The 25,667-nt window shown below is 71.3% G+C and carries 26 protein-coding genes; 21 read left to right on the forward strand and 5 right to left on the reverse strand.

Annotation, left to right across the window (positions count from 1 at the left end; translation table 11 throughout):
- Positions 1-241: 241 nt before the first annotated feature.
- Entirely contained in the window at positions 242-685 is a 444-nt protein-coding gene (locus tag V6B97_RS12435; protein WP_333506840.1) for a universal stress protein, read from the reverse strand.
- Between the two features lie 264 nt (positions 686-949).
- Here V6B97_RS12435 and V6B97_RS12440 point away from each other — a divergent pair, with 264 nt between their 5' ends.
- Positions 950-1,489, forward strand: coding sequence for a hypothetical protein (locus tag V6B97_RS12440; protein WP_333506841.1), 540 nt, complete (start codon positions 950-952; stop codon positions 1,487-1,489).
- Between the two features lie 161 nt (positions 1,490-1,650).
- Here V6B97_RS12440 and thpR read toward each other — a convergent pair whose 3' ends face one another.
- A complete protein-coding gene (gene thpR / locus V6B97_RS12445) occupies positions 1,651-2,409 on the reverse strand; it encodes an RNA 2',3'-cyclic phosphodiesterase (RefSeq protein WP_333506842.1) in 759 nt (252 codons plus the stop codon).
- 68 nt (positions 2,410-2,477) lie between these two features.
- Positions 2,478-3,101 (reverse strand): CinA family protein, encoded by a 624-nt coding sequence (locus tag V6B97_RS12450; protein ID WP_333506843.1) that lies wholly within the window; start codon positions 3,099-3,101, stop codon positions 2,478-2,480.
- A 156-nt stretch (positions 3,102-3,257) separates the two neighbouring features.
- Here V6B97_RS12450 and V6B97_RS12455 point away from each other — a divergent pair, with 156 nt between their 5' ends.
- The 6 genes from V6B97_RS12455 to V6B97_RS12480 all read left to right on the forward strand — a co-directional run bounded on the left by V6B97_RS12455 (position 3,258) and on the right by V6B97_RS12480 (position 9,533).
- Entirely contained in the window at positions 3,258-4,037 is a 780-nt protein-coding gene (locus V6B97_RS12455; protein ID WP_333506844.1) for a hypothetical protein, read from the forward strand.
- A 242-nt stretch (positions 4,038-4,279) separates the two neighbouring features.
- The gene (locus tag V6B97_RS12460; protein WP_333506845.1) at positions 4,280-4,633 is read left to right on the forward strand and encodes a PilZ domain-containing protein; all 354 of its coding nucleotides are present in this window, start codon (positions 4,280-4,282) and stop codon (positions 4,631-4,633) included.
- A gap of 39 nt (positions 4,634-4,672) precedes the next feature.
- Positions 4,673-5,791, forward strand: coding sequence for a glucokinase (locus tag V6B97_RS12465; protein WP_333506846.1), 1,119 nt, complete (start codon positions 4,673-4,675; stop codon positions 5,789-5,791).
- A 53-nt stretch (positions 5,792-5,844) separates the two neighbouring features.
- On the forward strand, positions 5,845-6,621 hold the full coding sequence (locus V6B97_RS12470; RefSeq protein ID WP_333506847.1) for a TVP38/TMEM64 family protein: 777 nt from the start codon (positions 5,845-5,847) through the stop codon (positions 6,619-6,621).
- Entirely contained in the window at positions 6,599-8,098 is a 1,500-nt protein-coding gene (locus tag V6B97_RS12475) for a dihydrolipoyl dehydrogenase family protein (RefSeq protein WP_333506848.1), read from the forward strand. Before V6B97_RS12470 ends, V6B97_RS12475 begins: the two co-directional genes overlap by 23 nt.
- A gap of 481 nt (positions 8,099-8,579) precedes the next feature.
- A complete protein-coding gene (locus V6B97_RS12480) occupies positions 8,580-9,533 on the forward strand; it encodes a deoxyribonuclease IV (protein ID WP_333506849.1) in 954 nt (317 codons plus the stop codon).
- A 204-nt stretch (positions 9,534-9,737) separates the two neighbouring features.
- Here V6B97_RS12480 and V6B97_RS12485 read toward each other — a convergent pair whose 3' ends face one another.
- The gene (locus tag V6B97_RS12485) at positions 9,738-10,418 is read right to left on the reverse strand and encodes a hypothetical protein (protein ID WP_333506850.1); all 681 of its coding nucleotides are present in this window, start codon (positions 10,416-10,418) and stop codon (positions 9,738-9,740) included.
- Between the two features lie 143 nt (positions 10,419-10,561).
- The gene (locus V6B97_RS12490; RefSeq protein WP_333506851.1) at positions 10,562-11,344 is read right to left on the reverse strand and encodes a hypothetical protein; all 783 of its coding nucleotides are present in this window, start codon (positions 11,342-11,344) and stop codon (positions 10,562-10,564) included.
- A gap of 191 nt (positions 11,345-11,535) precedes the next feature.
- On the opposite strand from V6B97_RS12490, the gene V6B97_RS12495 reads away from it, so the two are divergent.
- The 14 genes from V6B97_RS12495 (at position 11,536) to pstB (ending at position 25,661) form a co-directional block, all read left to right on the forward strand.
- A complete protein-coding gene (locus tag V6B97_RS12495) occupies positions 11,536-12,000 on the forward strand; it encodes an Hpt domain-containing protein (protein ID WP_333506852.1) in 465 nt (154 codons plus the stop codon).
- Between the two features lie 291 nt (positions 12,001-12,291).
- Positions 12,292-12,924, forward strand: coding sequence for a hypothetical protein (locus V6B97_RS12500; RefSeq protein ID WP_333506853.1), 633 nt, complete (start codon positions 12,292-12,294; stop codon positions 12,922-12,924).
- 102 nt (positions 12,925-13,026) lie between these two features.
- Entirely contained in the window at positions 13,027-14,121 is a 1,095-nt protein-coding gene (locus tag V6B97_RS12505; protein WP_333506855.1) for a FlgO family outer membrane protein, read from the forward strand.
- Between the two features lie 298 nt (positions 14,122-14,419).
- On the forward strand, positions 14,420-14,557 hold the full coding sequence (rpmH, locus tag V6B97_RS12510; protein ID WP_333506890.1) for a 50S ribosomal protein L34: 138 nt from the start codon (positions 14,420-14,422) through the stop codon (positions 14,555-14,557).
- A complete protein-coding gene (gene rnpA / locus V6B97_RS12515; RefSeq protein WP_333506891.1) occupies positions 14,545-15,102 on the forward strand; it encodes a ribonuclease P protein component in 558 nt (185 codons plus the stop codon). Before rpmH ends, rnpA begins: the two co-directional genes overlap by 13 nt.
- On the forward strand, positions 15,099-15,416 hold the full coding sequence (gene yidD, locus V6B97_RS12520) for a membrane protein insertion efficiency factor YidD (RefSeq protein ID WP_333506856.1): 318 nt from the start codon (positions 15,099-15,101) through the stop codon (positions 15,414-15,416). Before rnpA ends, yidD begins: the two co-directional genes overlap by 4 nt.
- Entirely contained in the window at positions 15,406-17,016 is a 1,611-nt protein-coding gene (gene yidC, locus V6B97_RS12525; RefSeq protein WP_333506857.1) for a membrane protein insertase YidC, read from the forward strand. Before yidD ends, yidC begins: the two co-directional genes overlap by 11 nt.
- 160 nt (positions 17,017-17,176) lie before the next feature.
- On the forward strand, positions 17,177-18,610 hold the full coding sequence (locus V6B97_RS12530) for a Jag N-terminal domain-containing protein (RefSeq protein WP_333506858.1): 1,434 nt from the start codon (positions 17,177-17,179) through the stop codon (positions 18,608-18,610).
- 191 nt (positions 18,611-18,801) lie between these two features.
- On the forward strand, positions 18,802-20,334 hold the full coding sequence (mnmE, locus tag V6B97_RS12535; RefSeq protein ID WP_333506859.1) for a tRNA uridine-5-carboxymethylaminomethyl(34) synthesis GTPase MnmE: 1,533 nt from the start codon (positions 18,802-18,804) through the stop codon (positions 20,332-20,334).
- Positions 20,335-20,463: 129 nt separating this feature from the next.
- The gene (locus V6B97_RS12540) at positions 20,464-21,276 is read left to right on the forward strand and encodes a 4Fe-4S dicluster domain-containing protein (protein ID WP_333506860.1); all 813 of its coding nucleotides are present in this window, start codon (positions 20,464-20,466) and stop codon (positions 21,274-21,276) included.
- Between the two features lie 255 nt (positions 21,277-21,531).
- Entirely contained in the window at positions 21,532-22,878 is a 1,347-nt protein-coding gene (locus tag V6B97_RS12545) for a 4Fe-4S binding protein (protein ID WP_333506861.1), read from the forward strand.
- A 165-nt stretch (positions 22,879-23,043) separates the two neighbouring features.
- Positions 23,044-23,649 (forward strand): 3'-5' exonuclease, encoded by a 606-nt coding sequence (locus tag V6B97_RS12550; RefSeq protein WP_333506862.1) that lies wholly within the window; start codon positions 23,044-23,046, stop codon positions 23,647-23,649.
- Positions 23,650-24,043: 394 nt separating this feature from the next.
- Entirely contained in the window at positions 24,044-24,736 is a 693-nt protein-coding gene (locus V6B97_RS12555; protein ID WP_333506863.1) for a response regulator transcription factor, read from the forward strand.
- Positions 24,737-24,893: 157 nt separating this feature from the next.
- Positions 24,894-25,661 carry a phosphate ABC transporter ATP-binding protein PstB gene (pstB, locus tag V6B97_RS12560; protein WP_333506864.1) on the forward strand — a complete coding sequence of 256 codons (768 nt, stop codon included), beginning with the start codon at positions 24,894-24,896 and terminating at the stop codon, positions 25,659-25,661.
- Positions 25,662-25,667 lie beyond the last annotated feature (6 nt).

The following is a 25,667-nucleotide window of genomic DNA, read 5'->3' on the forward strand; positions in this document are numbered from 1 at the left end:
TCAAGGGGTAGCCAAAGAGACAAAGGTACTGGCTTGAACGCAGTGAAAGCAGCGTCCTTTAGGCGCAGGCCGGTAAGATGCCCTTATAGGGCAGAGCAAACCACCCGCTATGCGGGTGGTTTTGATTTGTGCTTCTTCCGCCGCCACCGGGGGCGCCAGCCGACCTCGGAAGGGGTGGGCCATGCGCCCCGGAACCACGCGGCCCGGAGTTATGCGGCCCCCGAGGCTATGCGGCCCGGAGTCATGCGGAAGGACGGACGGTCAGCACCGGCTGGCGGGCGCTCTTGACCACCTTTTCCGCCACGGAGCCGAACAGGATGCGGTCCAGGCCCTTGCGGCCGTGGGTGCCCATGATGATCACGTCCGCGCCTTCCTTGTCCGCGATGCCCAGGATTTCCTCGGCCGCGTAGCCGGTGACGATGCGGCCCTCGGCCTTGATGCCCGGAAAATTCTCGGCCACGAACGACTCCATGGCCTTTTCCGCGCCGGAAACGATTTCGCCCACGAAGTTCTCGATGGAGTTCGGCGGCACGTGGAAGCCCACGTACTGGCTCAGCGAGGGGGCGGCGTACAGCACCACCACCGACCCGCCGGTCAGCTTGGCGAGCGAGGCGGCATATTCGGCGACGTCCTTGCTGTGCTCGGAAAAGTCCACGGCGCAGAGAATCTTCTTGAAGTCCTTCATGGTGTTCCTCCCTGGTTACGGATTCCGTACCCCTCGCGGGGCCGGGTGGCAGTCTGAACCTCTTCGTATAGTTACAGTATGCTTTGAGGGCGAAATAGACAAGGGCCGATTTGATGCGTAGTGTCCCCCTGTGGGCAAGCCGTGCCGCCCGGCAGCTTTTTCCCGCCCCTTGCACGGGCGCGTTGCTGTAATTCCGGGATGTTGCGCGCACAAGTCCCGTGGCAGGGTTCTTGCTTGGGCACGGGCGTACCCTGCATGCACGACATGCGCTACATCCCTGACATGGGGGACGTCATGAAGATCGGCACGGAACAACTGGAGGCCCTGCAACGGCAGGAGCAGACGCAGCGGAAGACCACCGGCGGCACCAGTGCTGCCGGCGACTTCGGCGCGCTGCTCTCGCAGGAGCTGGCCGGCACCGAGGCCGCGCAGTCCGCCGCGTCGGTGGCGCCGCCGGGGGCGGCGGGCATCGACCCGCTGCTCATGGCCTCGTCCACAGGTGGCGTGGACGGCGTGGACGCCGCCTCCACGGACGCGACCGGCCTCGACCAGGCCATGGCGCAACTGGACGGCCTGCTGAACAACTGGGAGGCCTATGCCCGCGAACTGGGGCAGGGGGCGTCTTCCGGCGGGCTGCGCGGCGCCTATTCGATGCTGCAAGGCATCGACAGTTCGCTGCGCGACCTCAAGCAGACCATGCCCAACCTTTCCGACCACGAAGGGCTCGCGGCCGTGGTCAACGAACTCGAAGTGATGGCCGCCACGGAGAGATTCAAGTTCAACAGGGGCGACTACGCCTCGTAGGGCAAACCGTATTCCCGCTGGCACAGGACGTGCGGCGAGGAAAGCCGGTGAGCCGTCAGCGGCATGCCCGCCTTCGCTCCGGCGGGGACAGGGCATGACAGAGCGGCACGACGCCGCGCCTTCGGGCGCGGCGTTTTTCATGAGGTGTCCCGGCGTGCGCGTCACGTCCGCGCGGGCAGTACGGCCAGCGGGGTGTATACCGGGTGGGCGCCGCCAAGGTCGCTACGCCACAGCACCATGTCGCGCACGGTGCAGCCGGGCCACGGCGATGCGGAGCGGAAGACGCGGGCATCGACGGCGGCAAGCAGGGCATCGCGGGCATCCGCTGCCGCCCGGGGGGAGGGCGGGGATGGCGATTCGCCGCCGGACCGTGCGGCACCGTTCCGCTCGCCGCCCCAACGTCCGTGTCTCTGATGGTCATTTCCGGGCCGGTCATTTTCGCGCCTGTCGGGGCGGTGCGCCTCGCGCAGCCGGGCCAGGGTCAGGTGCGGAGCAAAGGGACGGGCATCCGGCGCGAACCCCAGCGGAACCAAGGCCGCGTTGACCGCCCCGGCCAGGGCCGCGCATTCCCGAGCGCCCCGCGCCAGCCCCAGCCACAATACGCGCGGCGCGCCTCTTGCGGGAAACACGCCCGCCCTGCCCACGGCCAGCGGGACCGGCGCAAAGGCGATGGCCTTCAGTGCGTCCGCCACCTCGTCGCGGCGGCTGGCGGGCACGTCGCCCAGAAAGCGCAGGGTCAGGTGCCAGTTGCCGGGGGGCGTCCAGCGCAGGCGGCGCAGCAGGTCCGCCAGTGCCGGGTCGCGGGCGTCGCCGGGAGAGTGGCCGGAAGCGTGACCGGACACGCCCAGTTCGTCGCGCAGCGCGGCCAGCCGGTCCTGCCATTCCGGGGGCAGGGGCAGTCCCACGAAGCAGCGGAGCATGCCGGGCACGCCCTGCGTGGGTGGCGCAGCCCGCGGGGCCCCCGGCGGCGCGGTCCGTTCGCCCCCGCTCAAGGCGCGTTCCCTCCGCCCGGCATGGCCTGCCCGTCGCACAGGGCCAGCAGCGCTTCCACGGCGGCGTCCACGGCGGCGTTCCGCACGGCGGCCCGGTCGCCGCAAAACAGGAAGCGCAGGGCCTGCACGTTCTCTCCGTCGGCCACGGCCATCCACACCGTGCCCACGGGCTTTTCCGGCGTGCCGCCGTCGGGACCGGCCACGCCGGACACGGCCACGGCAAAGCGCGCGCCGGTCAGGCGGCGCACCCCGGCGGCCATGGCGCGCACCACCGGCTCGCTCACCGCGCCGTGGGCGGCCAGCAGGGCCGGGTCCACTCCCAGCACGTCGCGCTTCACGTCGTTGGCATAGGCCACCACGCCCCCGGTGAACCACGCGGAACTGCCCGGCACGTCCGTGCAGCGCGCGGCGATGAGCCCGCCGGTGCACGATTCCGCCGTGGCCAGGGCGACCCCCAGGGCCGTCAGCCGCTGGCCCAGCAGCCGGATGCGCGCATGCGCGTCGTCCGTCCGTGCTTCGGTGGATGCGGCCGGGGATGCGACTGGTCCGTCCAGACGGTGGGCCTGGGCGGTTGCGGAAGACCGCGGGCAAGGCGGCGCGTCGTGCGGTATGGCGGGCATCTGGCCTCCGTTGCGGGTTCGGGCAGGCGGACGGCGCGGGACGCGCCATCCCTTCCGCCCGGCTACCACCGAGGAAACCCGTCCGGCAAGTGGCACGCTTGCTACGGGCTGCCCGCGCTGCTACTCTGGTGGCCGACCCGCAGCCATGGAGACGTGATGACCGACCAGCGTGAGGAGATGGTTTCGGCCCTGCAGGATGAAGTGCTCAGCGAGATGGCCGAGACCTTCTTTTCCGCCCGCAAGGCCGTGGACGACGAGACCGAGTTGTTCCGCTCGCGCGAGGATGATCTGCGCCGGGCCGGGCAGCGCGCCCTGTGCCATGCCGGATGGCTGGCGGACCTGCTTACCGGGCCGGACATGGCCGAACAACTGTGGCGCGCCCTGGGCGTGCCCGTGGACTTCATGCGCCTGCCGGGCGGCACGGAAGGTTGCCCGCACCGTGACCTGCCCTTTGCCTGGACCCGTGGCGGCCTGTACGAAAAGCTGCTGCAGGAGGTGTACGCGGACACCTGGCGCGCCTTCGACGACTACGTCAACGGCGCCGCATCCCCGGTGCCGGGGCGGCCGGGCAAGGTGCGCAGGCTGGGATACCGGCGGTACCGCCAGTGGGCCGCCGAGATCAATCAGTTGGTGGACAAGGCCAACCGCGACCACTCGCCCTCGTGCGTGCTGGGCATGGCCAGGTCGCTGGACGTGGAAGGGCAGGAAAAGCTGAGGGTGGCGGGCAGCGGCATGGAAGGCTACGCGTGCGCGCTGGACGCCACGCTGGCCCTGCCGCGCTTGGACGAGGGCTTGCCGGGGCTGCCGGAACTGCCGGAACTGCCGCCGCCCGACGCGGCGGCGCGCACCCTGCGGGCCTTTGCCCGGCGGGTGTGGCGCGAACGGCGGGACCGGGCGGCCGAAGCCCTGGCGCGCGTGGAGCGTGCCCAGGAGTGACGGTTTTTCCGGGCGCGCTCCATCTTCTCTGACGCCCGGCCGGGCGAACCGGGAGAACTGGGCGAACTGGCCGAACCCGTGGACAGGCCGCACAGGACGCAGGACGCGCGAAGTTCAAGGATACGGCGGGCATGGTCCGATATGGGGCGGCCATGCCGATCACCGCACATCAGAGCACATCAGACGACGAGCCGCGCGCAGGGGGCCGCACGCGGCGATGTCATGCAGGAGGGGAACACAGGATGGAAGAGAAACAGCCGGACGCCGCACCCGCCGCCGCACCTGCCGCCAAACAGGGCGGCGAACGCAGGCGCGCCGCCCGCGTGGCCGGGCGGTACAAGGGGCGCATCGAGATTTCCGGGTACGGCTTTTCGGTGATGACCTGGGACGTCAGCCTGACCGGCGCGCGGTGCGCCGTGCGCGGCAAGTTTCCCGAGGGTACCGTGTGCATGCTGTTCGTGCAGAATCCCAGGGGCGAGGAAATGGGCCTGCCCGCCCGCGTGGTGCGCGGCACCGGCAACGACGTGCGGCTCAGCTTTTCGTCGGTGTCGCCGGATGCCGCGGTTTTCCTGCGGACGCTGACCGGACTCACCTAGGGGGCCGTGCGGCATGCCCGCGCGAAAGGAGAAAAGCGCATGCGCGTGCTGGCGGCGGACATAGGCGGCACCAACAGCCGCTTCGCCCTGTACGAGACGGACGGGCTGGCGCGCGGCGACGTGCCGCGCCCGCAGGATCGCCTGTGCGCGGTGCGCCTGCCCACGGCCGCTGCCGCGTCCTTCCCGGACCTGCTGCGCCGGGCCGCCGCTGCGGAGCCGGGGCTGTTCGCGCCCCCGGAGGCTGCCTGCGCGGACGTTCCGGCGGGCATCGGCACGCCCCCGGCGCTGCTGGTGCTGGCCGTGGCCGGGCCGGTGCGGGACGGACGCCGCTGCACGCCGCCCAACATCCCCTGGGCGGTGGACCTGGACGACCCGGCGTTGCGCGCGCCGGATGTGCCGCCCCTGCCGCCGGTGCTGCTGATCAACGATTTCGTGGCCCAGGCCTACGCCTGCCTGCGCCCGGCCGCGCTGGACGTGCTGGAGGTGCTGGACGGCGCCCCCGCTCCGGAGGCCGCCATGGCCGTGGTGGGCGCGGGCACGGGCCTTGGCAAGTGCCTGCTGCTGCCCCCGCCCGATGCCTGCGCGCCGCCCCGGGCCCTGCCCTCGGAAGGGGGGCACGCCCTGTTTCCCTTCACGGACGAGCGGGAAATGGCCTTTGCCGCGTTCATCCGCGCCCACACTGGGCGGGAGGTCATCGGCGACCTGGTGGTGTCCGGCCCCGGCCTGCGGCTGCTGCACGCCTTTCACACCGGGCAGTGGCTGGAACCGGCCGAAGTGGCGGGCCGCCTGACCTCGGGCTGCGGGGACGATGAAGGCCCCGGCCAAGCGCCGCCCCCGATATTGGCACAGGTCCTGTCATGGTTCGCCCGGTTCTATGGCCGCGTCTGCCGCAACTACGTGCTGGAAACCCTGGCCCTGGGCGGGCTGTTCATCGCCGGTGGGGTGGCCGCCGCCGTGCCCGCGCTGGTGACGCACCCCGCCTTTGCCGAAGCCTTCCGGCAAAGCGACACCCACGCTGACCTGCTGCGCCGGGTGCCGGTGCGCCTGGTGCGCAGCCCCGACGCCGGACTGCTGGGCGCGGCCCTGTACGGAGCCCTGAACGGTGCCCCCTGTGCGCCCAGTCCGCCCAATGTCCCCAGTCCGCCCCGTGCGCTGTGACACCACCCCGCACGCCGGGCGTGCGGCGGCCCGGAACACCCGGAAGGACCCGCATGCGGCTCAGGTTGACTGACACGGCGCGACGCGCCCTGCTGCTGACGGCGGTGGCGTCCTGCCTTGCGGCGGCGTGGTGGTCTGGCCTTGGCGAATGGCTGTCGCTGGCCCGGCTCAAGGCCGCGCAGGCGGAACTGGTGGCCTGGCACAACGGCAGCCCGGTACTGTCCGTGGGCGCCTACATGGCGGTGTACGTGGCCTCGACCGCGCTGTCGCTGCCGTGGGCCACGGCCCTGACCCTTGCGGGCGCGGCGGTGTTCGGTTTCTGGACCGCGTTGTGGGCCACCTCGCTGTCCAGCACCGTGGGGGCCACCCTGGCCTTCCTGGGGGCGCGCTACGTGTTCCGCGACGCGGTGCGCCGCCGTTTCGGCCACCGCATGGCCCGCATCGACGAAGGGCTGGCCCGCGACGGCGCATTCTACCTGTTCGGGCTGCGTCTGGTGCCCGCGTTTCCCTTTTTTCTGGTGAACCTGCTCATGGGGCTGACGGCCATGCCCGTGCGCACCTATTTCTGGGTGTCGCTGGTGGGCATGCTGCCCGGCACCGCCGTGTACGTGAACGCCGGGCGCGAACTGGGCGCGGTGGCTTCGCCGGGCGACGTGCTGTCGCCGGGGCTGCTGGCGGCCATGACCCTGCTGGGGCTGTTCCCGCTGGCGGCGCGCAAGGTGCTGGACCGGGTGCGCGCCCGCCGCGTGGAATCCGGTTCCGGCCCGGTCGCGGAAGCGCGGCAGGACGCCCGCAAGGAGGATGACCATGGCCCGGACCATACGGCATGACGCCGACCTGCTGGTCATCGGCGGCGGAGCGGCGGGACTGACGGCGGCGGCGGGCGCGGCGCGCCTGGGCGCGCGGGTGGTGCTGGCCGAGCGGGAGCCCGCCCTGGGCGGCGACTGCCTGCACCACGGCTGCGTGCCCAGCAAGACCCTGCTGGCCACGGCCAGGGCGCGCCACGTCATGCGCCACGCTGCGTTTTTCGGCCTGCCCGCACCGGAGTTGGAACCGGTGGACTTCACCGCCGTGGCCCGGCGCATCCGCGAGGTGCAGGCCGTCATCCAGCGCCACGATTCGCCGGAGCGCTTCGCCGCGCTGGGGGTGGACGTGCGTTTCGGCCCGGCGCGCTTTTGCGACGCGCACACCGTGGACATCGGCGGGCGGCGGGTGAGCGCGGCGCGCATCCTCGTGGCCACCGGGTCGTCGCCGCAACTGCCGCCCCTGCCGGGGCTGGACGCCGTCCCCTTGCTGACCAACCGCGAACTCTTTTCGCTGGATGCGCTGCCCGCGTCGCTGCTGGTGCTGGGCGGCGGCCCCATGGCCTGCGAGATGGCCCAGGCTTTCGCCCGGCTGGGGTCGCGGGTGACCATGGTGCTGCGCGGCCCGCGCATCCTACCGCGCGACGACGCGGACATGGCGGGCGTGGTGCACGCCGCGCTGGCCGCCGACGGAGTGCGCGTGCTGGCCGGGGCCACGGTGAAGATGTTGCGCGCGGTGCCCAATGGACCTGACGGACCTAGCGGACATGACGGGCACGGCGAGGGCGTCGAGGCGGACCTGGAACTGCCCCAGGGCGAGGGGCGCGGCCCGCTCACCGTGCGGGCCGACCGGCTGCTGGCGGCCCTGGGCCGCACGCCGGAAACCGCCGGGCTGGACCTTGTGGCGGCAGGGGTGGCCAGCGGGGCGCACGGCGGCATCACGGTGGATGGCCGCATGCGAACCAGCCAGCCGCACATCTACGCGGCGGGCGACGTGACCGGGGACTGGCAGTTCACCCACGCCGCTGGGCACGAGGCCGGGGTGGTGGTGGCCAACGCCGTGCTGCGTCTGCCGCGCCGGGCGGACTACGCGCGCATGCCGTGGTGCACCTTCACCGACCCGGAACTGGCCTCGGTGGGCTGCAACGAACGCATGGCCGCCGAGCGCGGCCTGTCCGTGGACGTACACGTGGAATCCTTTGCCGCCAACGACCGCGCCCTCACCGAGGGCAGGCCGGAAGGCCGCCTGAAGCTGGTGCTGCGCAAGGGCGGCAACAAGGTGCTGGGGGTGCAGGCCGTGGGACCGCACGCGGGCGAGGTGCTGAACGAATGGGTGGCGGTGCTAGGCGGCGGGGTGCGGCTTGCCGCGCTGGCCGGGGCCGTGCATCCCTATCCCACGCTGGGCGAGATTTCGGCCCGCGCGGCGGGCAGCGTGGTGTCGCGGGTGTTGTTTTTCGCCGGGGCGCGCAGGCTGCTGCGCCTGCTGTTCGGCTACCGGGGCTGAAGGGGCGGGGCTGCCGCGCGCGTCGAAGGACGGACGGGAAGCGGGCGGGCGTCTGGTAATGGCGTCTGGCAATGAAGTGCCCCCGGAGACGGTGGCAGAAGCGGGGGTACCGTCTCCGGGGGCTGTTCCGGGGGCATGTTCGGGAAGGGAGTGACGCGGTTCACGGCTCCCTTCGATGATGCCTGTCTAGCACGCGCATGCACTGCACGATATTGGGTGGAACGCTGAATTCCCCGGTAGGGAACTCGGTAGGGGACCCCCATGCGCGGTGCATGGTCCATGCCATCATGCAGGGAGGCGGCCGTGTCGCATGGGGGCATGCCGCCCCGCGATGCCGTGGGTGTTCCGCGCCGTGGCGGTACGGGTATGCGAAGTCGCACGCCATGAAGGGAACCTGCACGATACGGAAGCGCGGCGGTACGAGCCGCGCCACGCGCAGCGCAGTTGCGGACAACACTCAACGATACGGGGATGATGGCCGATGCCGTTGTTCGGAGCGCACATGTCCGTGGCCGGAGGGCTCTGGCGCGCGGTGGAACATGCCCGGGCCGTGGGGGCGCAGGCCCTCCAGGTGTTCACCGCCAACCAGCGGCGGTGGGAGGCGCCCCGACTTTCAGACAGTGACGCCGAGCGCTTCCGCGCCGCCGTGGCGGAGTGGGGCGGGGGCTTCGTGGCCTCGCACGCCTCGTACCTGTTCAACCTGGCCTCGCCGGACGAGGAGGCAGGGCTGCGTTCGGCGCACGGGCTGGCCGCCGAGATCGGACGTTGCGCCCTGCTGGGCATCCCGTGGGTGGTGCTGCATCCGGGCGCGCATCTGGAGGGCGGCAGCGGCGGGCGACCCGTGGCGAGCGACAGCGGTGGGCGGTTCGTGGAGAACGGCGTGCGCCGGGTGGCCGCGCGGCTGGCCACGGCCTTCGACGCGGCGGATCGCCTGCATCCTCAGGCCGGGGGCGTGGGCGTGCTGCTGGAGAACACCGCCGGGCAGGGCACCTGCCTGGGGGCCGACGTGGCGGAACTGGGCCGCATCGTGGACGCCTGCCCGGCCCGCGAACGGCTGGGGGTGTGCATCGACACGGCCCACGCCTGCGCCGCCGGGTACGACCTGGCCACGCGGGAAGGCTACGCGCGGCTGGTCGGGGAGGTGGACCGCGCGGTGGGCCTCGGACGGGTGCGGCTGTTCCACGTCAACGACAGCGCCACCCCGTGCGGGGCACGCAGCGACCGGCACGCGCACATCGGCCTGGGCCACGTGGGCGCGGCCGGGTTCGCCCGGCTGGTGCGCGACCCGCGCTTTGCCGGTCACCCCATGGTGCTGGAAACGCACAAGGGCAAGGATCTGGCCGAGGACCGCCGCAACCTGCGGGTGCTGCGCCGCCTTGCCTCGGGCGACGACCCGGCCGAGGCGGCGCGCGACGTGGACGGCTTGGGGGAATAGGGACGGCGGCCCCGATCTTCATGGATAGGCGGGGGCGGCTGAGCCGGGAAGGGCGGGCTAGGGGCTGTCTCCAAATTGTCCTTTCGCCCGTTGGCGTCGTCAAACTTCGCCTGCCATATCGGTCGAATACGATAAGAGTATACTCCCTCATGGCAGGCTCGTTTTCCTTGCCAACGAACGAAAATCCTAATTTGGAAACAGCCCCTAGCTCTTGCCGCCGTCGGCGCCGCTCTCCGTGGCGTCGTCCGGCGTGTCTGGCCGGGGGACCGGGGGCGCATCCCGACCGGGCAACAGCACGCCCGGCGTCAGGCTCGGCATCGGGCCCGGCGTCGGGCCCGGTTTCAGGGAGCCGGGGCACGTCGCGCCCGACGGGCATCCGCCCGCCCCGGCCGAGGCGCATCCCGAACAGCCCGCGCCAGTGTCCTCTGCACCGGGCGCGGTGACCGCGTATTCCGGGCGCAGGTGGGGCATCAGTTCCCTGGTGGCCGTGCGCTGCGCGGCCTCCACGAACACCTTGCCGTCCCGCGCCGTCACGTCGAAGCGCGTCACCACCCGGCGGTCGTCCGGGAACATCAGCCGTTTCTGGCGGATCATCTCCTCCACGATGCCTTCCAGCGCTTCCTGCGCGTCGTCGGTCAGGTCGAAGCGCACCAGCGACAGGCGCAGGTTGGCGCGCCAGCGCTCGTCGGGCAGGAAGGCCGCGTTCCACGCGAACACGCCAAGGCTCACGGCGTTCTCCGGGCCGCTCAACTCCTCGGCCACGGCCAGCAGCGGGCGGCAGAAGTCGTGGATGAGTTGCGAAAAGGGGTCCATCTTCCGCTCGGCCTTGCGGCGGCGGATCTCGGCGATGCGTTTCTTCAGCTTCCTGGCGTCGGTGGCGGCCATGGTGCCTCGCTGCGGTAGGGTGCGTGGCGCGCGGCTGGGCGCGAACGGCAGGTGCATAGGCGGTTTCGCGGGCAAGCGCAACCCGGTGGCACGGGCTTGGCCGGGATTCGGGACAGGGCGCATCGGCAGCGCCGGGGGCGTTTTCAGCGGCGGCGCGAACGGGCCCACAGGGCGATGCCCGCCAGCCCCACGATGTACCCGATGCCGCCCGCCACGTCGGCCATGCGCGGCCCGCCGGACTGCATGGCCGCCAGCGAATGGCGCAGCGGGGCCACCTGTTCGGCCACGGCCTCGGCCACGATGCGCCGCAGGGCGGCCTCGTCGAGCACCGCGCCTCCGGGCTGCGCGGTACCGGCGGGGCTTGCGGCGGCAGGGGCGGGCGCAACGGCCTTGGAGTCATCCTGAGCCGGGGCGGTGGGCATGCCGACGGGCGCGGCCAGGTATTCCTCGGCGGGCATGGTCCAGGTATTGCGGTGGCCTTCGCCAGCCTGCACCTCGATGATCAGGTCGGCCCTGGCGGCGCGCAGTTCCGGGGTGACGGGCAGGGCGCAGCGGCCCTTGGCGTCTGTGACGGCGGTGCCCATCACCGTGCCGCTGCCCGCCAGCGTGGCGGTGACCTTGGCGTCGCGGGCGGGGTTGCCGCTGCTGAACGAGCTTTCGCAGCGGATGGCCCCGCCTTCCACCCAGGCGAAGATGTTCACCCGGTGGGCCAGGGCCGGGTGCGTCTGCCCCAGCAGCAGGGCCACGCCCGCGAGCAGGGCCGCGAGCAGCGGCGCGGCCCGCCGGAGCACGGCCGGGGGCGCGGGACATGCGCCCGCCGTGGCGCCCGGCTGCGTGCACATGTGGATGGTGTGCGTGCGCATGCGGATGGTGTGCGCGCCGTGTCGCGGTGCGCGGGCCTGAACCCTGGTCTGTTCGGAATGCATGGCGCCTCCTGCGTGTTGCCCCCTTGCCATGCATCTTTTTTTCACAAAATTCAAACGTCAAGTGCGTGATTAGTAAAATCGTGCCACCAGATTCGGCGCCGGGAATACGCCATGGTCGCCTTTTGCTTGCCTGCGCACGCCGTTGGGGCTATCTGCCTAGAGATATCACCTTCAGGAAGAAGGGCAGACGGATGAAGGACGAAAATCCGAACACCAGGAACAATGGCCGCTCCGGCCCGGCGGATACCGCCCGCGAGGATGGCGGCCATTCCGTGCCGGACCACTCGGTACCGGACCATCCCGTACTTGACCGGTCCGGCGCCATGCGCCGTCTGGAACTGGACCCCGAAAGCTACGACGAGTTGCTGGCGCTGATGACCGTGGAAGTGGCCGGGGCGCTGGACGCCCTGACCGAAGCCTGGCGCAGCGGCGACACGGTGGCCGTGCGCCTGCACGCCCACCGGCTGAAGAGCGAGGCCGCCAACGTGGGCGCCGAAGAGGTGCGCTTTGCCGCCAGTCGGCTGGAGTGGCTGCTGCGCCGGGAAGAAGAGGCGGACGGCGAGGAGGACGGGCAGGTCCGCCCCGGCGATGCCTCCGCGGCGGTCAGCCATCTGCGCACGGCCCTGGCGCGCCTGGCCGCCGTGCTCGGGCAATAGCGCCTGGCCGCCGTGCTCGGGCAGTGGCCCGGTCTGTGGCTCCGGGCGAGGCGGCTCGGGGCATCTGCGCACCCGTCCGGCGACGGGGGCCGCGTGGCCGGAGCCCCCCCCCAGCCAGTGAACCCGCCGGTTTGCCTGGTTTCCTGTTCTCGTCGGCCCGCGCCCGGTCCCTCCGCACCTGCCCGTTTTCCTGCTCCGCAACCGGCGCTCTAAAGCAAAACGCCATCCGGCCGATGAAGTTTCCGACGGGGTGCGCCCACCCCGCCGCGACCCTTTGCGGAAGGTACCCCCATGCTTCGCCGTTCCCGTGCGTTCCACGCCGCCGCCCGCGCCCTGCTGCTGGCCGTGGCTCTTGCCATGTCCGGCCCCGCCGCCGACGGCCTGTGCGGCCCGGTGGCCACCCCGCCGCCGCGCAACGTGCCCGACCAGCCCTTTGCCGACACCCGCTCCGGGCGCTCCATCGACGAACCCGAGGACTGGAGCCGCATGGCCACGGCCACGGCCCTGCGGGTGTACAAGGCCCTGGACGACCGCAATGACCTGGTGGCCCTGCCCATCCGCATCACCCCGCCCAACGCGCGGCCCTTCGCGCTGGCCTACCAGAACCTGCTGGCCACGGAACTGGTCTCGCGCGGGATGCAGGTTTCCCTGGCGCCAGAGGCCGATTCCGTGGAACTGGACTTCGCGGTGCACGCCGTGCCCGTGGGGGCGCAGCAGACGGTGGCCGCCGCGCACACCCGCCCCGACGACACGTGGGAAGTGGTGCTGACCACCACCATGTGGCACGGCAACCGCTACGTCATCCACACGGCCGACGGCTTCGTGGTGCGCGGCGACGAACTGGGCAAGTACGTGGACCCCGACGCGCCCGGCCACACGGTGCGGCCCTTCCGGCCGCGCAGCGTGCCCATGGTCAACAGGTAGGCCGGGGAAAGCCGCCGGGACCACGGGCCGTCGAAACCACGGGCCGCGGGAACGCCGGGGCCCGATGGCCCGCGATCACAGAAGAAAACCGGGAGGCGACGCATGTCCGCATCCGCCATATATCCGAAACGTCACCGGGCCGTGCTGTCCGCCGCGCTGCCCGCCATCCTGCTGGCCTTGGCGCTGCATGCCGCCCCGGCCCGGGCCGATGCCGGTCCCGTGGGCGCGGCCGCGCGCCAGCCCGCCGTGCCGGACGCCGTGCTGGTCAACCCGCCGGAAGGGTCGGAACTGCTCAACGCCAACACCTACGCGGCCGACGCGCTGCACGCGGTGATGGCCTCGCGCGTGGGCACGGGCAGTCCCATCCTGGTGGCCACCCTGGCCGACGTGGACAACCTGGAGCGCAGCACCCCCTTCGGCCGGGTGACCATGCAGCAGGTGGCCTCGCGCCTGGGGCAGCACGGCTACCGCGTGCTCGAGGCGCGCATGGGCCGGGCCATGACCTTTTCGCCGCAGGGCGAATTCCTGCTCTCGCGCGACGCCACCCGGCTGATGCAGTCGGAATACGACGCCCAGGCGGCCCTGGTGGGCACCTATTCGCTGGCGGGCGGCACGGCCTACGTCTCGCTGCGCGTGGTGCGGCTGGACGATGCCGCCGTCATGGCCGCCTACGAGTACCACCTGCCGGTGCGCGGCGACACGCGCAGGATGATGGCCGGGCAGGGCGACCCGTGGAGCCAGTACTCCGGGCGGCGGCAGGCGTTTTCCGGCGCGGCGGCGGCCATGGCGGTGCCCGCCGCGCCCGGGCAGCCGGGCGGACGCCCGGTGGCCCCGGCGCCGGTGGCCGTGCCGCCTTCGGCCTCGGGGATGCCCACGGACCCGGCGGCCATGCCGTTGCTCAAGGATTTTCCGCCCATCGGGTCCAGGTCTTCCGCCACGGCGGGCAAGCCGGTGGCCAGGAAGGCGGCCCCGGCCCAGAAGCAATCGGCCCAGAAACAACCGGTCCAGAAGCAGGCGGTCAAAAAGCCCGCCGCCAAGGCGCCCGCGAAACCGGCTTCCAGACCGGCGGCCAAGGCCGCTCCGGCCCCCGCGCCGCAGGCGGCCCCGCAAGTCACGCCCCAAGGTACGTCCCAAAGTTCGCTCCAGTCGGGGCAGGCCCCGGCGGGACAGTCTGATCCGGTGTGGCGGGCTTCCTGACCCCAGGCCCCGAAATAACTGCCAGGGCCCGGCGGCGCGCCCCACTGCGCGCACCGCCGGGCCTTGCGCATGGCGCGTCCCCCGGCGCGGCGGGGGGGAAGGCCAGGCGCGACAAGGCCGTAGGGCCGTCCGGCGCGTCGATTTCACTTGAATTCCAAGCCCGAAGGGCCTATGTCTGCGGTGCCGGACGCGGGCCGCACCGCGCCCGGCGCCGTTCCTGACGGCCTCAGGCTCCGCTTGACGCGGACCTGCATACCGGGTAAACAGGTCCGTTCATATTTTTTGAAGGAGAAATTCCATGTCGAAGAGAACCTACCAGCCCAGCAAGATCCGCCGCAAGCGTACCTGCGGCTTCCGCGTCCGCATGAGCACCCCCAACGGCCGCGCCATCATTCGCCGCCGCCGCGCCAAGGGGCGCAAAAGATTAGCTCTCTAGTCTTCCCCCGGCGCAACCGGCTTGTCCGGAGGCCCGATTACGTGGCCTGCTACGACAAGGGACGCCGTCTCTTTTCCAAGCATTTCGTTCTGTTCGTCCTGTTCGACCTGGATCGCACGGCCAGCCCGGAAGGGTGGCGCCTGGGGCTGGCCGTTACCAGGAAGACGGGGTCGGCCGTGCGGCGCAACCGCGTGAAGCGGGTGCTGCGCGAGTTCTTCCGGCTCCACCGCGCCTTGATGCCCGATGGCGTGGACGTCATCGCGGTGCCCAAGCGCCACCTCAAGCCCGAGCGGGTCACACTCGCCCTCGTCACCCGGGAACTCCTGCCCCTGCTGGCGGAACTCCGCGCCCACCACGGCGCGGAAGACCGCACCGGCCCCCACGGGCCAAAGGCGGCCATGGCGGATGGTTCCGGACCGGAGCCTTCGGGACCGGAGCCTTCCAGGCTCGGAACAGCCGTGCCATGCACGGCTCCCGCAGGCGCCACCCCCACCGACGAGGCCCGGCCGGTCACGGCCCGCGAGGCGGAAACCGGAGCGCAATGAGCACCTTACCGCGCGAACTGGTCGTGTGGCCCATCCGCTGCTACCAGCGCTTCATCTCGCCCTGCCTTCCGCCCGCCTGCCGGTACGTGCCGACCTGCTCCGCCTATGCCGCCGAGGCCGTGCTGACGCACGGCGTCCTGCGCGGCCTGCTGCTGGCCTGCCGGCGGCTGCTGCGCTGCCACCCGTGGTGCGCAGGCGGGTACGATCCCGTGCCCCCGTCCCGGCATTCCGGACGCGTTGCCCCCGGCGCTTCCGCCACCGCAACAGCCAGACATGCAACAGCACAGGAGCTGTCGATCTCCCATGGAAAGTAAGCGCGTCATCATTGCCGTCACCTTGAGCCTGGCCGTCATGCTCGGCTGGAGCTACCTTGCCGAGCACATGGGCTGGAACGGCCAGCCCGTTCCCCAGACCCAGCAGGAACAGGCCGCCCCCCAGTCGACTCCGCAGTCGGCCGAGCCGGCCCCCGCGCCCGCTCCCCGCGCCGACGCCCCCGTCTTCCTGCCGTCCCCGGGACGCGAGGTGACGGTGACCACGCCGCTGTACAAGGCCGTGCTGCATTCCGGCGGCGGCGTGCTGAAGCATTTCAGCCTCACCCGCTACCGGGCGGCCATCACCACCGGCGCCCCGGCCGTGGACCTGGTGGACACCGCCTCCACGGTCATGTCGCCCCTGGGCCTGCTGATCAACGGCCAGCCCTCGTGGAGCACCGGCCAGTGGTCCTTCGAGGGCGGCGACATGTCGCTGGCCGCCGGGCAGTCGGGCGTGCTGACCTTCACCGGCGAGGTGGACGGCGTGCGCGTGGTGCGCGAGCTGACCTTCAACGCCGACACCTACCTGATTTCCGAAACGGTGCGCCTGGCCCCGCTGGCCGAGGCGCGCACCGTGCGCGTGGGCTTCACCGTGGGCGCGGGCAACCTGTCGCCCAACGGCGGCCAGTACGACCACACCCGCGTGGCCTGGCTGCACGACGGGTCCTTCGACGAGAAGACCAGCGCCTCCGACCTCGAGAAGGGCGTGCAGCAGACCGGCGCCCTGAGCTGGGGCGCGGTGATGAGCAACTACTTCCTGGTGGCGGCGGCCCCGGTCGACACCACCGGCGTGACCATGAAGGGCAAGCTGCAGGAAGGCGTGTACCGCGTGGCCATGGAACGCGGCGACGTGTCCATCCCCGCCGGCGGCGAAACCTCCGCCGCGTGCAACTACTGGTTCGGCCCCAAGGAACGCGAACTGCTGAAGGACGCGCCCAACCACCTGTCGGAGGCCATCAACCTCGGCTGGTTCAGCGTCATCGCCCGTCCGCTGGTGGACATGCTGGTGTTCTTCCACAAGTACGTGGGCAACTACGGCGTGGCCATCATCCTGCTTACCGTGGTCATCAAGCTGGTGTTCTGGCCGCTTTCGCACAAGAGCTACAAGTCCATGGAGCAGATGAAGAAGCTCCAGCCCATGCTCCAGAAGCTGCGCGAAAAGCACGGCGACGACCGCGAGAAGATGAACGAAGAGATGATGCGCCTGTACAAGACCTACAAGGTCAATCCGGCGGGCGGCTGCCTGCCCATGCTGGTGCAGATTCCCGTCTTCTTCGGCCTGTACCAGGCGCTGCTGAACGCCATCGAACTGCGCCACGCCTCGTTCATCACGCATCTGCCGTTCACCGACATGGTCTGGCTGGCCGACCTTTCGGCCAAGGACCCGTACTACATCACCCCCATCGTCATGGGCGCCACCATGCTGTTGCAGCAGAAGCTGACACCCGCCCCCGGCGACCCGACCCAGGCCAAGATCATGATGTTCATGCCCGTGGTGTTCACCTTCATGTTCCTGAGCTTCCCGTCGGGCCTCGTGGTGTACTGGCTGTGCAACAACGTGCTGTCCATAGCGCAGCAGTGGTGGATGCTCCGCAAGGCATAGGAAGTGGCTTTCGCCGTCCCTCCGTCCGCCAGGCGCGGGCGGAGGGCGGCCACGCGCCGGGCGCGCGTCCGCATGACGGGCGCATGGCCCGGCGGCGGGCCAGCCGCCCGCAGGACACCTCCCGCTCCGCCTCCCCTCCCTCCCACTTCGAGGTGACAGCATGGATGGATACAAGGAGTTCCAGGGGAAAAGCCTCGACGATGCCATTCGCGAGGCTTGCTCCTATTTCGACGCCCCCCGCGAGAAACTCGAGATAGACATTGTCCAGGACGCCAAGTCCGGCATCTTCGGCATCGTGGGGGCGCGCAAGGCCAAGATCCGCGCCCGCCGCGCCCAGATCGGCCGGTTGGCCCCGTCTGCCTCCCCGGCTGGCGGGTCGCGGCAGGAGGCGGTTGCGCCCGGCGCCGACGCCATGGACGCGTCCCCCGCCGGGCAGCCCCGCGACGAACGTGCCGCCGCCACGGCCGGAACCGCCGGTGCGGAAGCCGCCGACGGCGCGGATGCGCCCGAGGTCCGGCCCGCCCGTGCCTCCCGTCCACGTGAGGACCGTCCGCGCGAAGACCGTTCGCGTGAGGACCGTCCCCGCCGTGACCGAGGCGAAGCGGCCCCGGTCATGGCCGACGCCCTTGACGATTCCCGCGACGACGCGGATTCCGGCGACGAGGACGACGAACGCAGGCCGGAGGGCGAGCGCAGCGGCCGTCGCCGCCGCCGTGGTGGCCGTGGCCGCCGCGACCGCGACGGCGAGGCCCGTGGCGAACAGGCCGACCGGCCCGGCCAGGCGCGCGAAGGCGATGGCCAGGCCGCCGAAGGCGGTGCGCCCCAGGAATCCCGTCCGCCGGACGAATCCCGTCCGGGCGGCAGGCCCGCCCGTTCGCCGCGCCCCCAGCCGCCGCGTCCCCAGTCGCCGCAACGCGGGCCGCGTCCCGCGCGCCAGACGCAGGAGGACGAGGGCAACGGGCAGCCGGACCAGCCTGGCCGCCGGGGCGGCCCCCGCCGTAACGGCGAACGGCCGGACAGATCGGACAGGCCGGAACGGCCTGAACGGGCCAGCGCCGACGCCGACATGCTGGACGACGCCGACGAGCACGGCGGCGACGGACTGCCGGAAATTCCGCTGGAACAGCTGGACCAGGAGCAGGTGAAGCAGGTGGCCGTGGAGGTCATGGAACGCCTGGTCACGCCGGTCATCGGCGAAGCCGGTTTTTCCGTCGAACTGGCCGAGGGCCGCGTGAACGTTTCCGTGGATTGCGGCGAGAATTCCGGGCTGCTCATCGGCCGCGAGGGGCAGACCCTGTCGGCGTTGCAGTACCTGGCCTCGCGCATCGTCTCGCGCAAGCTCGGCGCGTCGGTGCGGGTGCAGCTGGATTCCGGCGACTACCGCGAGCGGCAGGACGACAAGCTGCGCGACATCGCCCTGCACCTGGCCGAAAAGGTGCGCGCCACCGGCAAGCCGCAGTCCACCCGTCCGCTCAGTTCGTACCACCGCCGGGTGGTGCACGTGACGTTGCAGGACGACGAAGAGGTGGTCACCCGCAGCAAGGGCGACGGCCCGCTGAAGCGGGTGATCATCATGCGCAAGAAGAAAAGCTGAGCCGGCCGACTCCGGCGGCAGTGCCGCCGGGGGCCGCGGGCGGAACATCCCGTTTGCGGCGGGCGGCGGGAACATACATGGTCGAAGCGCGTCGCGGGGGAGGCCCACAGGGTTTCCCCCGTTCGCGTCCGCAAGGGCGCGCGCCCGCCGGGGCACGAGTTCGGGCGGGGCGCCGCGCCGGGGAGCAGGTCATGCGGCAGGAAGGCACCATCGCCGCCATCGCCACCCCGCCCGGACACGGGGGGGTGGGCATCATCCGCATCAGCGGGCCGGACAGCCATGCCATTCTGGGGCGGCTGTTCCTGCCCGCTTCGCCGCGTTTTTCCGGGTTCCGGCCGTGGACGCTGCACCGGGGCCGCGCGTGCGACGCATCCGGCGCGCCGCTGGACGACGTGCTGGCCGTGGCCATGCCCGGCCCGCGCACCTTCACCGGCGAAGACGTGGCCGAAATCCACTGCCACGGCGGCCCGGCCGTGCTGGCGGCGGTGCTGGAGGCGGCCTGCGCCTGTGGCGCGCACCTGGCGGGGCGGGGCGAATTCACCCGGCGGGCTTTTTTGAACGGGCGCATGGACCTGACCCAGGCCGAGGCCGTGGCCGAGATGATCGCCGCGCCAGCGCGGGGCGGGTTGCGCCTGGCCCAGGCCCGGTTGCAGGGGCTGCTGGGGACGCGGGTTGCCGAACTGCGGGTGCGGCTGCTGGACCTGCGGGCGCAGGTGTGCGTGGCCGTGGATTTTCCGGAGGACGAGGTGGACTGCCTTGCCCCGGATGCCTTCGTGGCCGAATGTGGCGCCGTGGCCGCCGGGGTGCGCGGCCTGCTGGCGGCCCACGAGCGGGGCCGCTGCTGGCAGGAAGGGGCGCTGGTGGTGCTGGCCGGGCACGTCAACGCGGGCAAGTCCAGCCTGATGAACGCCCTGCTGGGCCGCCGCCGGGCCATCGTCACCGACATGCCCGGCACCACCCGTGACTTCATCGAGGAGCCGGTGCAACTGGCCGGGCTGCCGGTGCGCCTGGTGGACACGGCGGGCCTGCGCGACACCGGCGACATCGTGGAGCGGGAGGGCGTGCGCATCAGCCGCGACCTGGTGGCCCAGGCCGACCTGGTCCTGCTGGTGGTGGACGCCGCCGCCGGACTGGGCCACGCCGAGCGCGAACTGTTGCGCCAGGTGCGCGACCAGCATGCGGGCGCGGCGCATTCCACCTCTTCCGTTCCTCCCGGCCGTTCCAGCCAGTCCGGCCAGTCCGGCCAGTCCCCCGGCGAGGGGGGCCGGGTGCTGGTGGTGCTGAACAAGACCGACCTCGCGGAGTTCACGGAGGGGGGGGATACCACGGAGGGGACGGCCGCCGTCCAATGGCCGTCAGAGGTGGAAGGCTGCCCCTGCGTGGCCGTGTCCGCCCTGCGCGGGCAGGGGGTGGACGAACTGGCCGCCGCCGCGCGGGCCATGGTGCTGGCGGGATTTGGCACTGCGGGCGCGCCGGATACGACGGGCGCAGGCGGCGAGCCGGAGTCCGGCGATCTTGCCCCCAACCTGCGCCAGGCTCAGGTACTGCGCCGTGCGCTGGATGAACTGGACGCCTTGGTGGCGGACGTTCGCGCCGGGGTGCCGTACGACCTGTGCTCGGTGCGGCTGGACGGCGCCTGCGCCGTGCTGTCCGAAATCACCGGCGAGACCACCCCCGCCGAGGTGTTGGAGCATATCTTTTCTTCGTTCTGCATCGGGAAGTAGGTGAAAGCGGCCCCTTGCGAAACCATGCGCACGCGGGCTCGGCCTTCCCTTTCGTTGTGACCTGCGTCACTGACCGGAACCCGCCGCCGTGCCATGGTGCACGCACGGCGGACACGCCACAGGAGTACCATGTCCGATCGCGCTCCCTCTCCCTTCATCGTCAACGGTTGCCGCGGCACGACCGTCTCCTCCTCCCGCGGGGGCACCTGCCGCTTTTCCCTGCCCGTGCCGGAGGGCTTTCTGGTCCGGCTGGAACGGGTGGTGGCCGAAAGCGGCTGGCCGGAATTCCTGCGTGACGTGGTGCGCGGCCCCATCCTGCACCATCACGCCTTCCGCGTGGCGGTGTCCGCGTGTCCCAACGGCTGCTCGCGCCCGCACATCGCGGACGTGGGCATCATCCGGGCCTGGACGCCGGGGCGCGCCTCCGACGCCTGCACCCGCTGCGGGCTGTGCGAACGGCTGTGCCCCGACCACGCCATGACACTGGGTGAGGGGGACGAGGACGGGCCGCGCCTGCACCCCGAGAACTGTCTTTCCTGCGGGCTGTGCATCAAGCGCTGCCCGGAAAAGGCCCTGCCCGTGGCCCGCGAGGGCTGGCGGGTGGTGGTGGGCGGCCGCCTGGGCCGCCGCCCCCGTCTGGCCACCGAACTGGAAGGGCTGGACGAGGTGCCCGGCGCCTCCGGCTTCCCCGGCCAGTCGCACCTGCTGGACGACGACGGCGTGGTGCGCGCCCTGCGCAACGCGCTGGCGTGGTACATGCGCGAATACCGGCTGCACCTGCGCTTTGGCGACCTGGTGGCCTCCGACCCCGCCACGGCGGCGCGTCTGGCGGGCAGCCTGCCGGGGCCGGTGCGCGCCCCCGAAAAGATGGCCCCCGTGCGCTTCGACACCCCGGACCCGGAAACGGGCGAAGGGGAGGGCGCACCGGGCGCAACCCCGTAACATCCATCCCCGCGACGCATGGCCAGCGACCTTCCCGAATCCCGCCGCCCGCGTGCCGCATCGGCTCCGTCGCATGACGGGGCCGATGCCCGGACGATCCTTCCGGGCGCCGGGAAGGCGGCGGAGACAGCTGCCGAAGGGCGTCCGGCCATGCAGCCATCCGCGCAACCATCCCTTGATCATCTTTCGCGGCCCGTGCCGCCGTTCCCGCCCGCTGGCGCGGACGGAGATGCGGGCCGCGGGGCGTTCTGGTCCGTGACCGTCCCCTGCCTGCTGTCCTTCGCCCTGCTGGCGGCCCACGCGGTGCGCTCCGGCGACTGGGGCATGGCGGCGGCCTGGGGCGTGATGGCGGGACTGGCCTGCACCCGCCTGGCCTGGGCACGGCTGGTGGCCATGGCGGCGTTGTTCGGCGGCGGGCTGTTCTGGGCATCCACGGGCGTGGACCTGGTGCGCTTCCGCATGGCCTTCGGCATGGACTGGCTGCGCCTTGCGGCCATCATGGCGGCGGTCGCTGGCCTGACCATGGCCGCCTGGTGGCGGCTGGCGGGCGAGGCGGGACGCCAGCGCCATCATCTCGGCACGGACACGGCATGGCCCCGGGCCGTGGCCTTTCTGCTGGCCGTGGGGCTGCTGTGGCTGGCCCGCCAGCGTACAGCCAGCATCGTACTGCTGCTGTCCGACCGTTTCCTGCCCGGCTTCGGGCCGCTCCAGGTCGTCCTGGCCGGGGTGTACGCCGCGTGGGCGGCCGGGCTGCTGCTGGACCCCGTGCGGGCGCGCAAGGCCCGCCCGCGCCTGTGGGCGCTGTTTTCCGCCGTGTTCTTCGGGCAACTGGCCCTGGGGCTGCTGGGTGCGCACCGTCTGCTGATGACCGGGGCGCTGCACCTGCCGGTGCCCGCGCTGATCCTGGCCGGGCCGCTGTTCCGGGGCGAGGGCGTGTTCATGCTGGTGCTGTTCGGCGTCTCCGTGCTGCTGCTGGGTCCCGCGTGGTGCAGCCACCTGTGCTACATCGGCGCGTGGGACGATGCCTGCTCGCGCCTGCGCGGGGCCGCCGCCAAGAAGGACGGCAAGGGCCTTAAGTCGCGGAAGGGCGGGGGGCCCGCGCCGCTGCCGCGCTGGGCCGTGGTGCTGCGCTGGTGCCTGGCCGCCACGGTGTTTGCCGCCGCATGGGCCATGGGCCGGGCCGGGGCGCCCGTGGGCGTGGCCGCCACGGCGGCCGGGCTGTTCGGGCTGGCCGGGGTGGCGGTGATGGCGGGGCTGAGTTCGCGCCGGGGCATGATGGTGCACTGCACCGCCTTCTGCCCCATGGGGGCCGTGGGCAATCTGCTGGGGCGCATTGCGCCGTGGCGGCTGCGCGTGGGGCCGGGCTGCACCCGCTGCGGGGCGTGCTTGGCCGTGTGCCGGTACAACGCGCTGGACGCGAAGCAACTGGACGCCGGGCGGCCCGCCCTGTCCTGCACCCTGTGCCGCGACTGCATCGGCGCGTGCCGCCACGGGGCCATGCGGCTGACCCTGCCGGGCGTCTCCCCGGCGGTGGCGTGGCGCGCGTTCGCCGTGCTGGCGGCCGTGCTGCATGCGGTGTTCCTGAACGTGGCCCGCATGTAGCGGCGCGCCTGGCCGCGCCGGCCGCCGGGGGTTTACGTAATCCGGCCCATCATGTATGAATGCCGCCGCCGGAGCCTCCGCGCGCTTCGTGCCTTTCCAGCATCCCGCGCCGCCGGTTCGTCGCATCTCCGGCTTCGTGGACCGCGCCTTCCCGAGTGCCACCTGATGAAGAAGATTCCCGAACGGTATCGGCGTAAGATCAGCAAGGACGAGATCAACGAGCTGCCTCTCGAGCGGTATGCGGGTGAAATCCGCATCGTCCGCAGCGAGGAAGAGCTCGCGGATGCCATTGACCGTCTGCGCGACGAAGATGTGCTGGGCTTCGACACCGAAACCCGGCCCACCTTCCGCAAGGGCAAGATCAATCTGCCGTCGCTGGTGCAGCTTGCCTGCAGCGACGTGGTCTACCTGTTCCAGCTCAACTGGCTGCCCTTCGGCGAGGCCCTGGCCTCGGTGCTGTCCGACGCGGACATCGTCAAGACCGGCGTGGCCGTGCGCGACGACATCCGCGACCTGCAAAAGCTGTTCGCCTTCAACGACGCGGGCGTGGTGGACCTGGGCGAAGTGGCGCGCGACCTGGGCCTTGAGACGCACGGCCTGCGCAACCTTGCCGCCAACTTCCTGGAAGTGCGCATCTCCAAGGGCGCCCAGTGTTCCAACTGGAGCAACCGCGAACTGGCCCCCCAGCAGGTGCTGTACGCCGCCACCGACGCCTGGGTGAGCCGCGAGATCCACCTGCGGATGCGCAGGCTGGGGCTTATCGGCCGCTAGCCCGGCCTCGTCCCGCATTCACCCTTCCCGCCGCGTCTTTACGCCGTATCCCTCCGCCCCCTCCGGCACGTCATGACCACGTCCGACGGCGTCTCGCCACGTCTGATCACATCTGATCACATCTGGCCGCGTCTGATCGTGTCTGGCAGCGTCTGGCCGCAGCATGGCGGCGCGCGGTTCGTTTTCCCGCCCGTTTTTTCTCCGTACCGCCTTCGTCGTCACATCATCGTCACCAAGGCGCGTCACGTGTGGTGGCGCCGCATGGCATATCCCGGCCATTCCTGTCGCCTTGGCAGTGCCGGGGAAAAATGTCACATCGTTGTAACGGTGCAACCACGCATCCGTCACCGGCGACGCACATCTTCTCGGGCAGGAAAGCGCCAAGGAGAACCACATGACGAAAGAGCGCATTCTGGTGGTGGAAGATGACGAGGACATCCTGCAGTTGCTGACCTTCACCTTCGAATCCGCCGGGTTCGAGGTGCGCACGGCCACCACGGGGCGCGAAGGACTGGACATCGCGCTGCGGCAGAAGCCCGCGCTGGTCCTGCTCGACCTGATGCTGCCCGGCATGAGCGGCCTGGACGTGTGCCGCGAACTGAAGCGCCTGCCGGAGACGGAAGACGTGCCGGTGATCATGCTCACCGCGCGCGGAGAGGAAGTGGACCGCATCGTGGGCCTGGAACTGGGCGCGGACGACTACGTGGTCAAGCCCTTCAGCCCGCGCGAACTGGTGCTGCGCATCCGCGCGGTGCTCAAGCGCGCGCAGGGCGTGGCGGAAAACCCCCAGCGCTCGCAGTGGCAGATCGACGGTCTGGCCCTGGACCTGGACGCGCACCGGGTGGAGGTGGACGGCGAGGAAGCCGCCCTTACCGCCACCGAATTCCGCCTGCTGGCGGAACTGGTGCGCAACCGGGGCCGCGTGCGCACCCGCGACCAGTTGCTGAACACGGTGTGGGGCTACGAGTTCGAGGGGTACGCCCGCACGGTGGACACCCACGTGCGCCGGCTGCGCCAGAAGATCGGCGACTACGCGGCCATGATCGAAACCATCCGGGGCGTCGGGTACCGCTTCAAGGAACAGTAGCCCCCGGTTTCGTCGGCCCGCGCCACGGCCGCGAACCGCGCGGCGGCCATGCGCCGCCACGGCCCGGCACACCGCCCCTGCGGCGGCATCGCCCCCTTTCGCCCAACGCCCCAATGCCCCCAACGCGCGGCGCGCCACGCGCCGCCGGGAACGAGACATGCCAGACAGCAAGAACGTGAAGATGCACGCGGCGTCGCTGAACTTCTACTACGGCGACTTTCAGGCGCTGCACGACATCAACCTGGAGTTCGAACGCAACCAGGTCACCGCGCTCATCGGGCCTTCGGGCTGCGGCAAGAGCACCTTTCTGCGGTGTCTGAACCGCATGAACGACCTCATCCCCATCTCGCGCGTGGACGGCGAGATCTGCCTCGACGGGATGAACATCCACGACCCCCGGCTGGACGTGGTGGAACTGCGCCGCCGCGTGGGCATGGTGTTCCAGAAGCCCAACCCCTTCCCCAAGTCCATCTTCGAGAACGTGGCCTACGGGCTGCGCGTCAACGGAGTGCGCGACAAGGAATACCTCGCCGAAAAGGTGGAACAGAGCCTGCGCCACGCCGCCCTGTGGGACGAGGTGAAGGACCGCCTGCACGAATCGGGGCTGGGCCTTTCCGGCGGCCAGCAGCAGCGGCTGTGCATCGCGCGGGCTCTGGCCGTGGAGCCGGAGGTGCTGCTGATGGACGAACCGGCCTCGGCGCTGGACCCCATCGCCACCCAGAAGATCGAGGAACTCATCCACATCCTGAAGAAGGACTACACCATCATCATCGTGACCCACAGCATGCAGCAGGCGGCCCGCGTCTCGGACCTGACGGCCTTCTTCTACATGGGGAAGCTGGTGGAGTGGGGCGCGACGGAAATGATGTTCACCCGGCCGCGCAACAAGCAGACCGAAGACTACATTACCGGCCGGTTCGGGTAGGGGGCT

It is taken from the genome of Nitratidesulfovibrio sp. 1201_IL3209 (assembly GCF_036763125.1).
Taxonomy (GTDB): domain Bacteria; phylum Desulfobacterota; class Desulfovibrionia; order Desulfovibrionales; family Desulfovibrionaceae; genus Cupidesulfovibrio.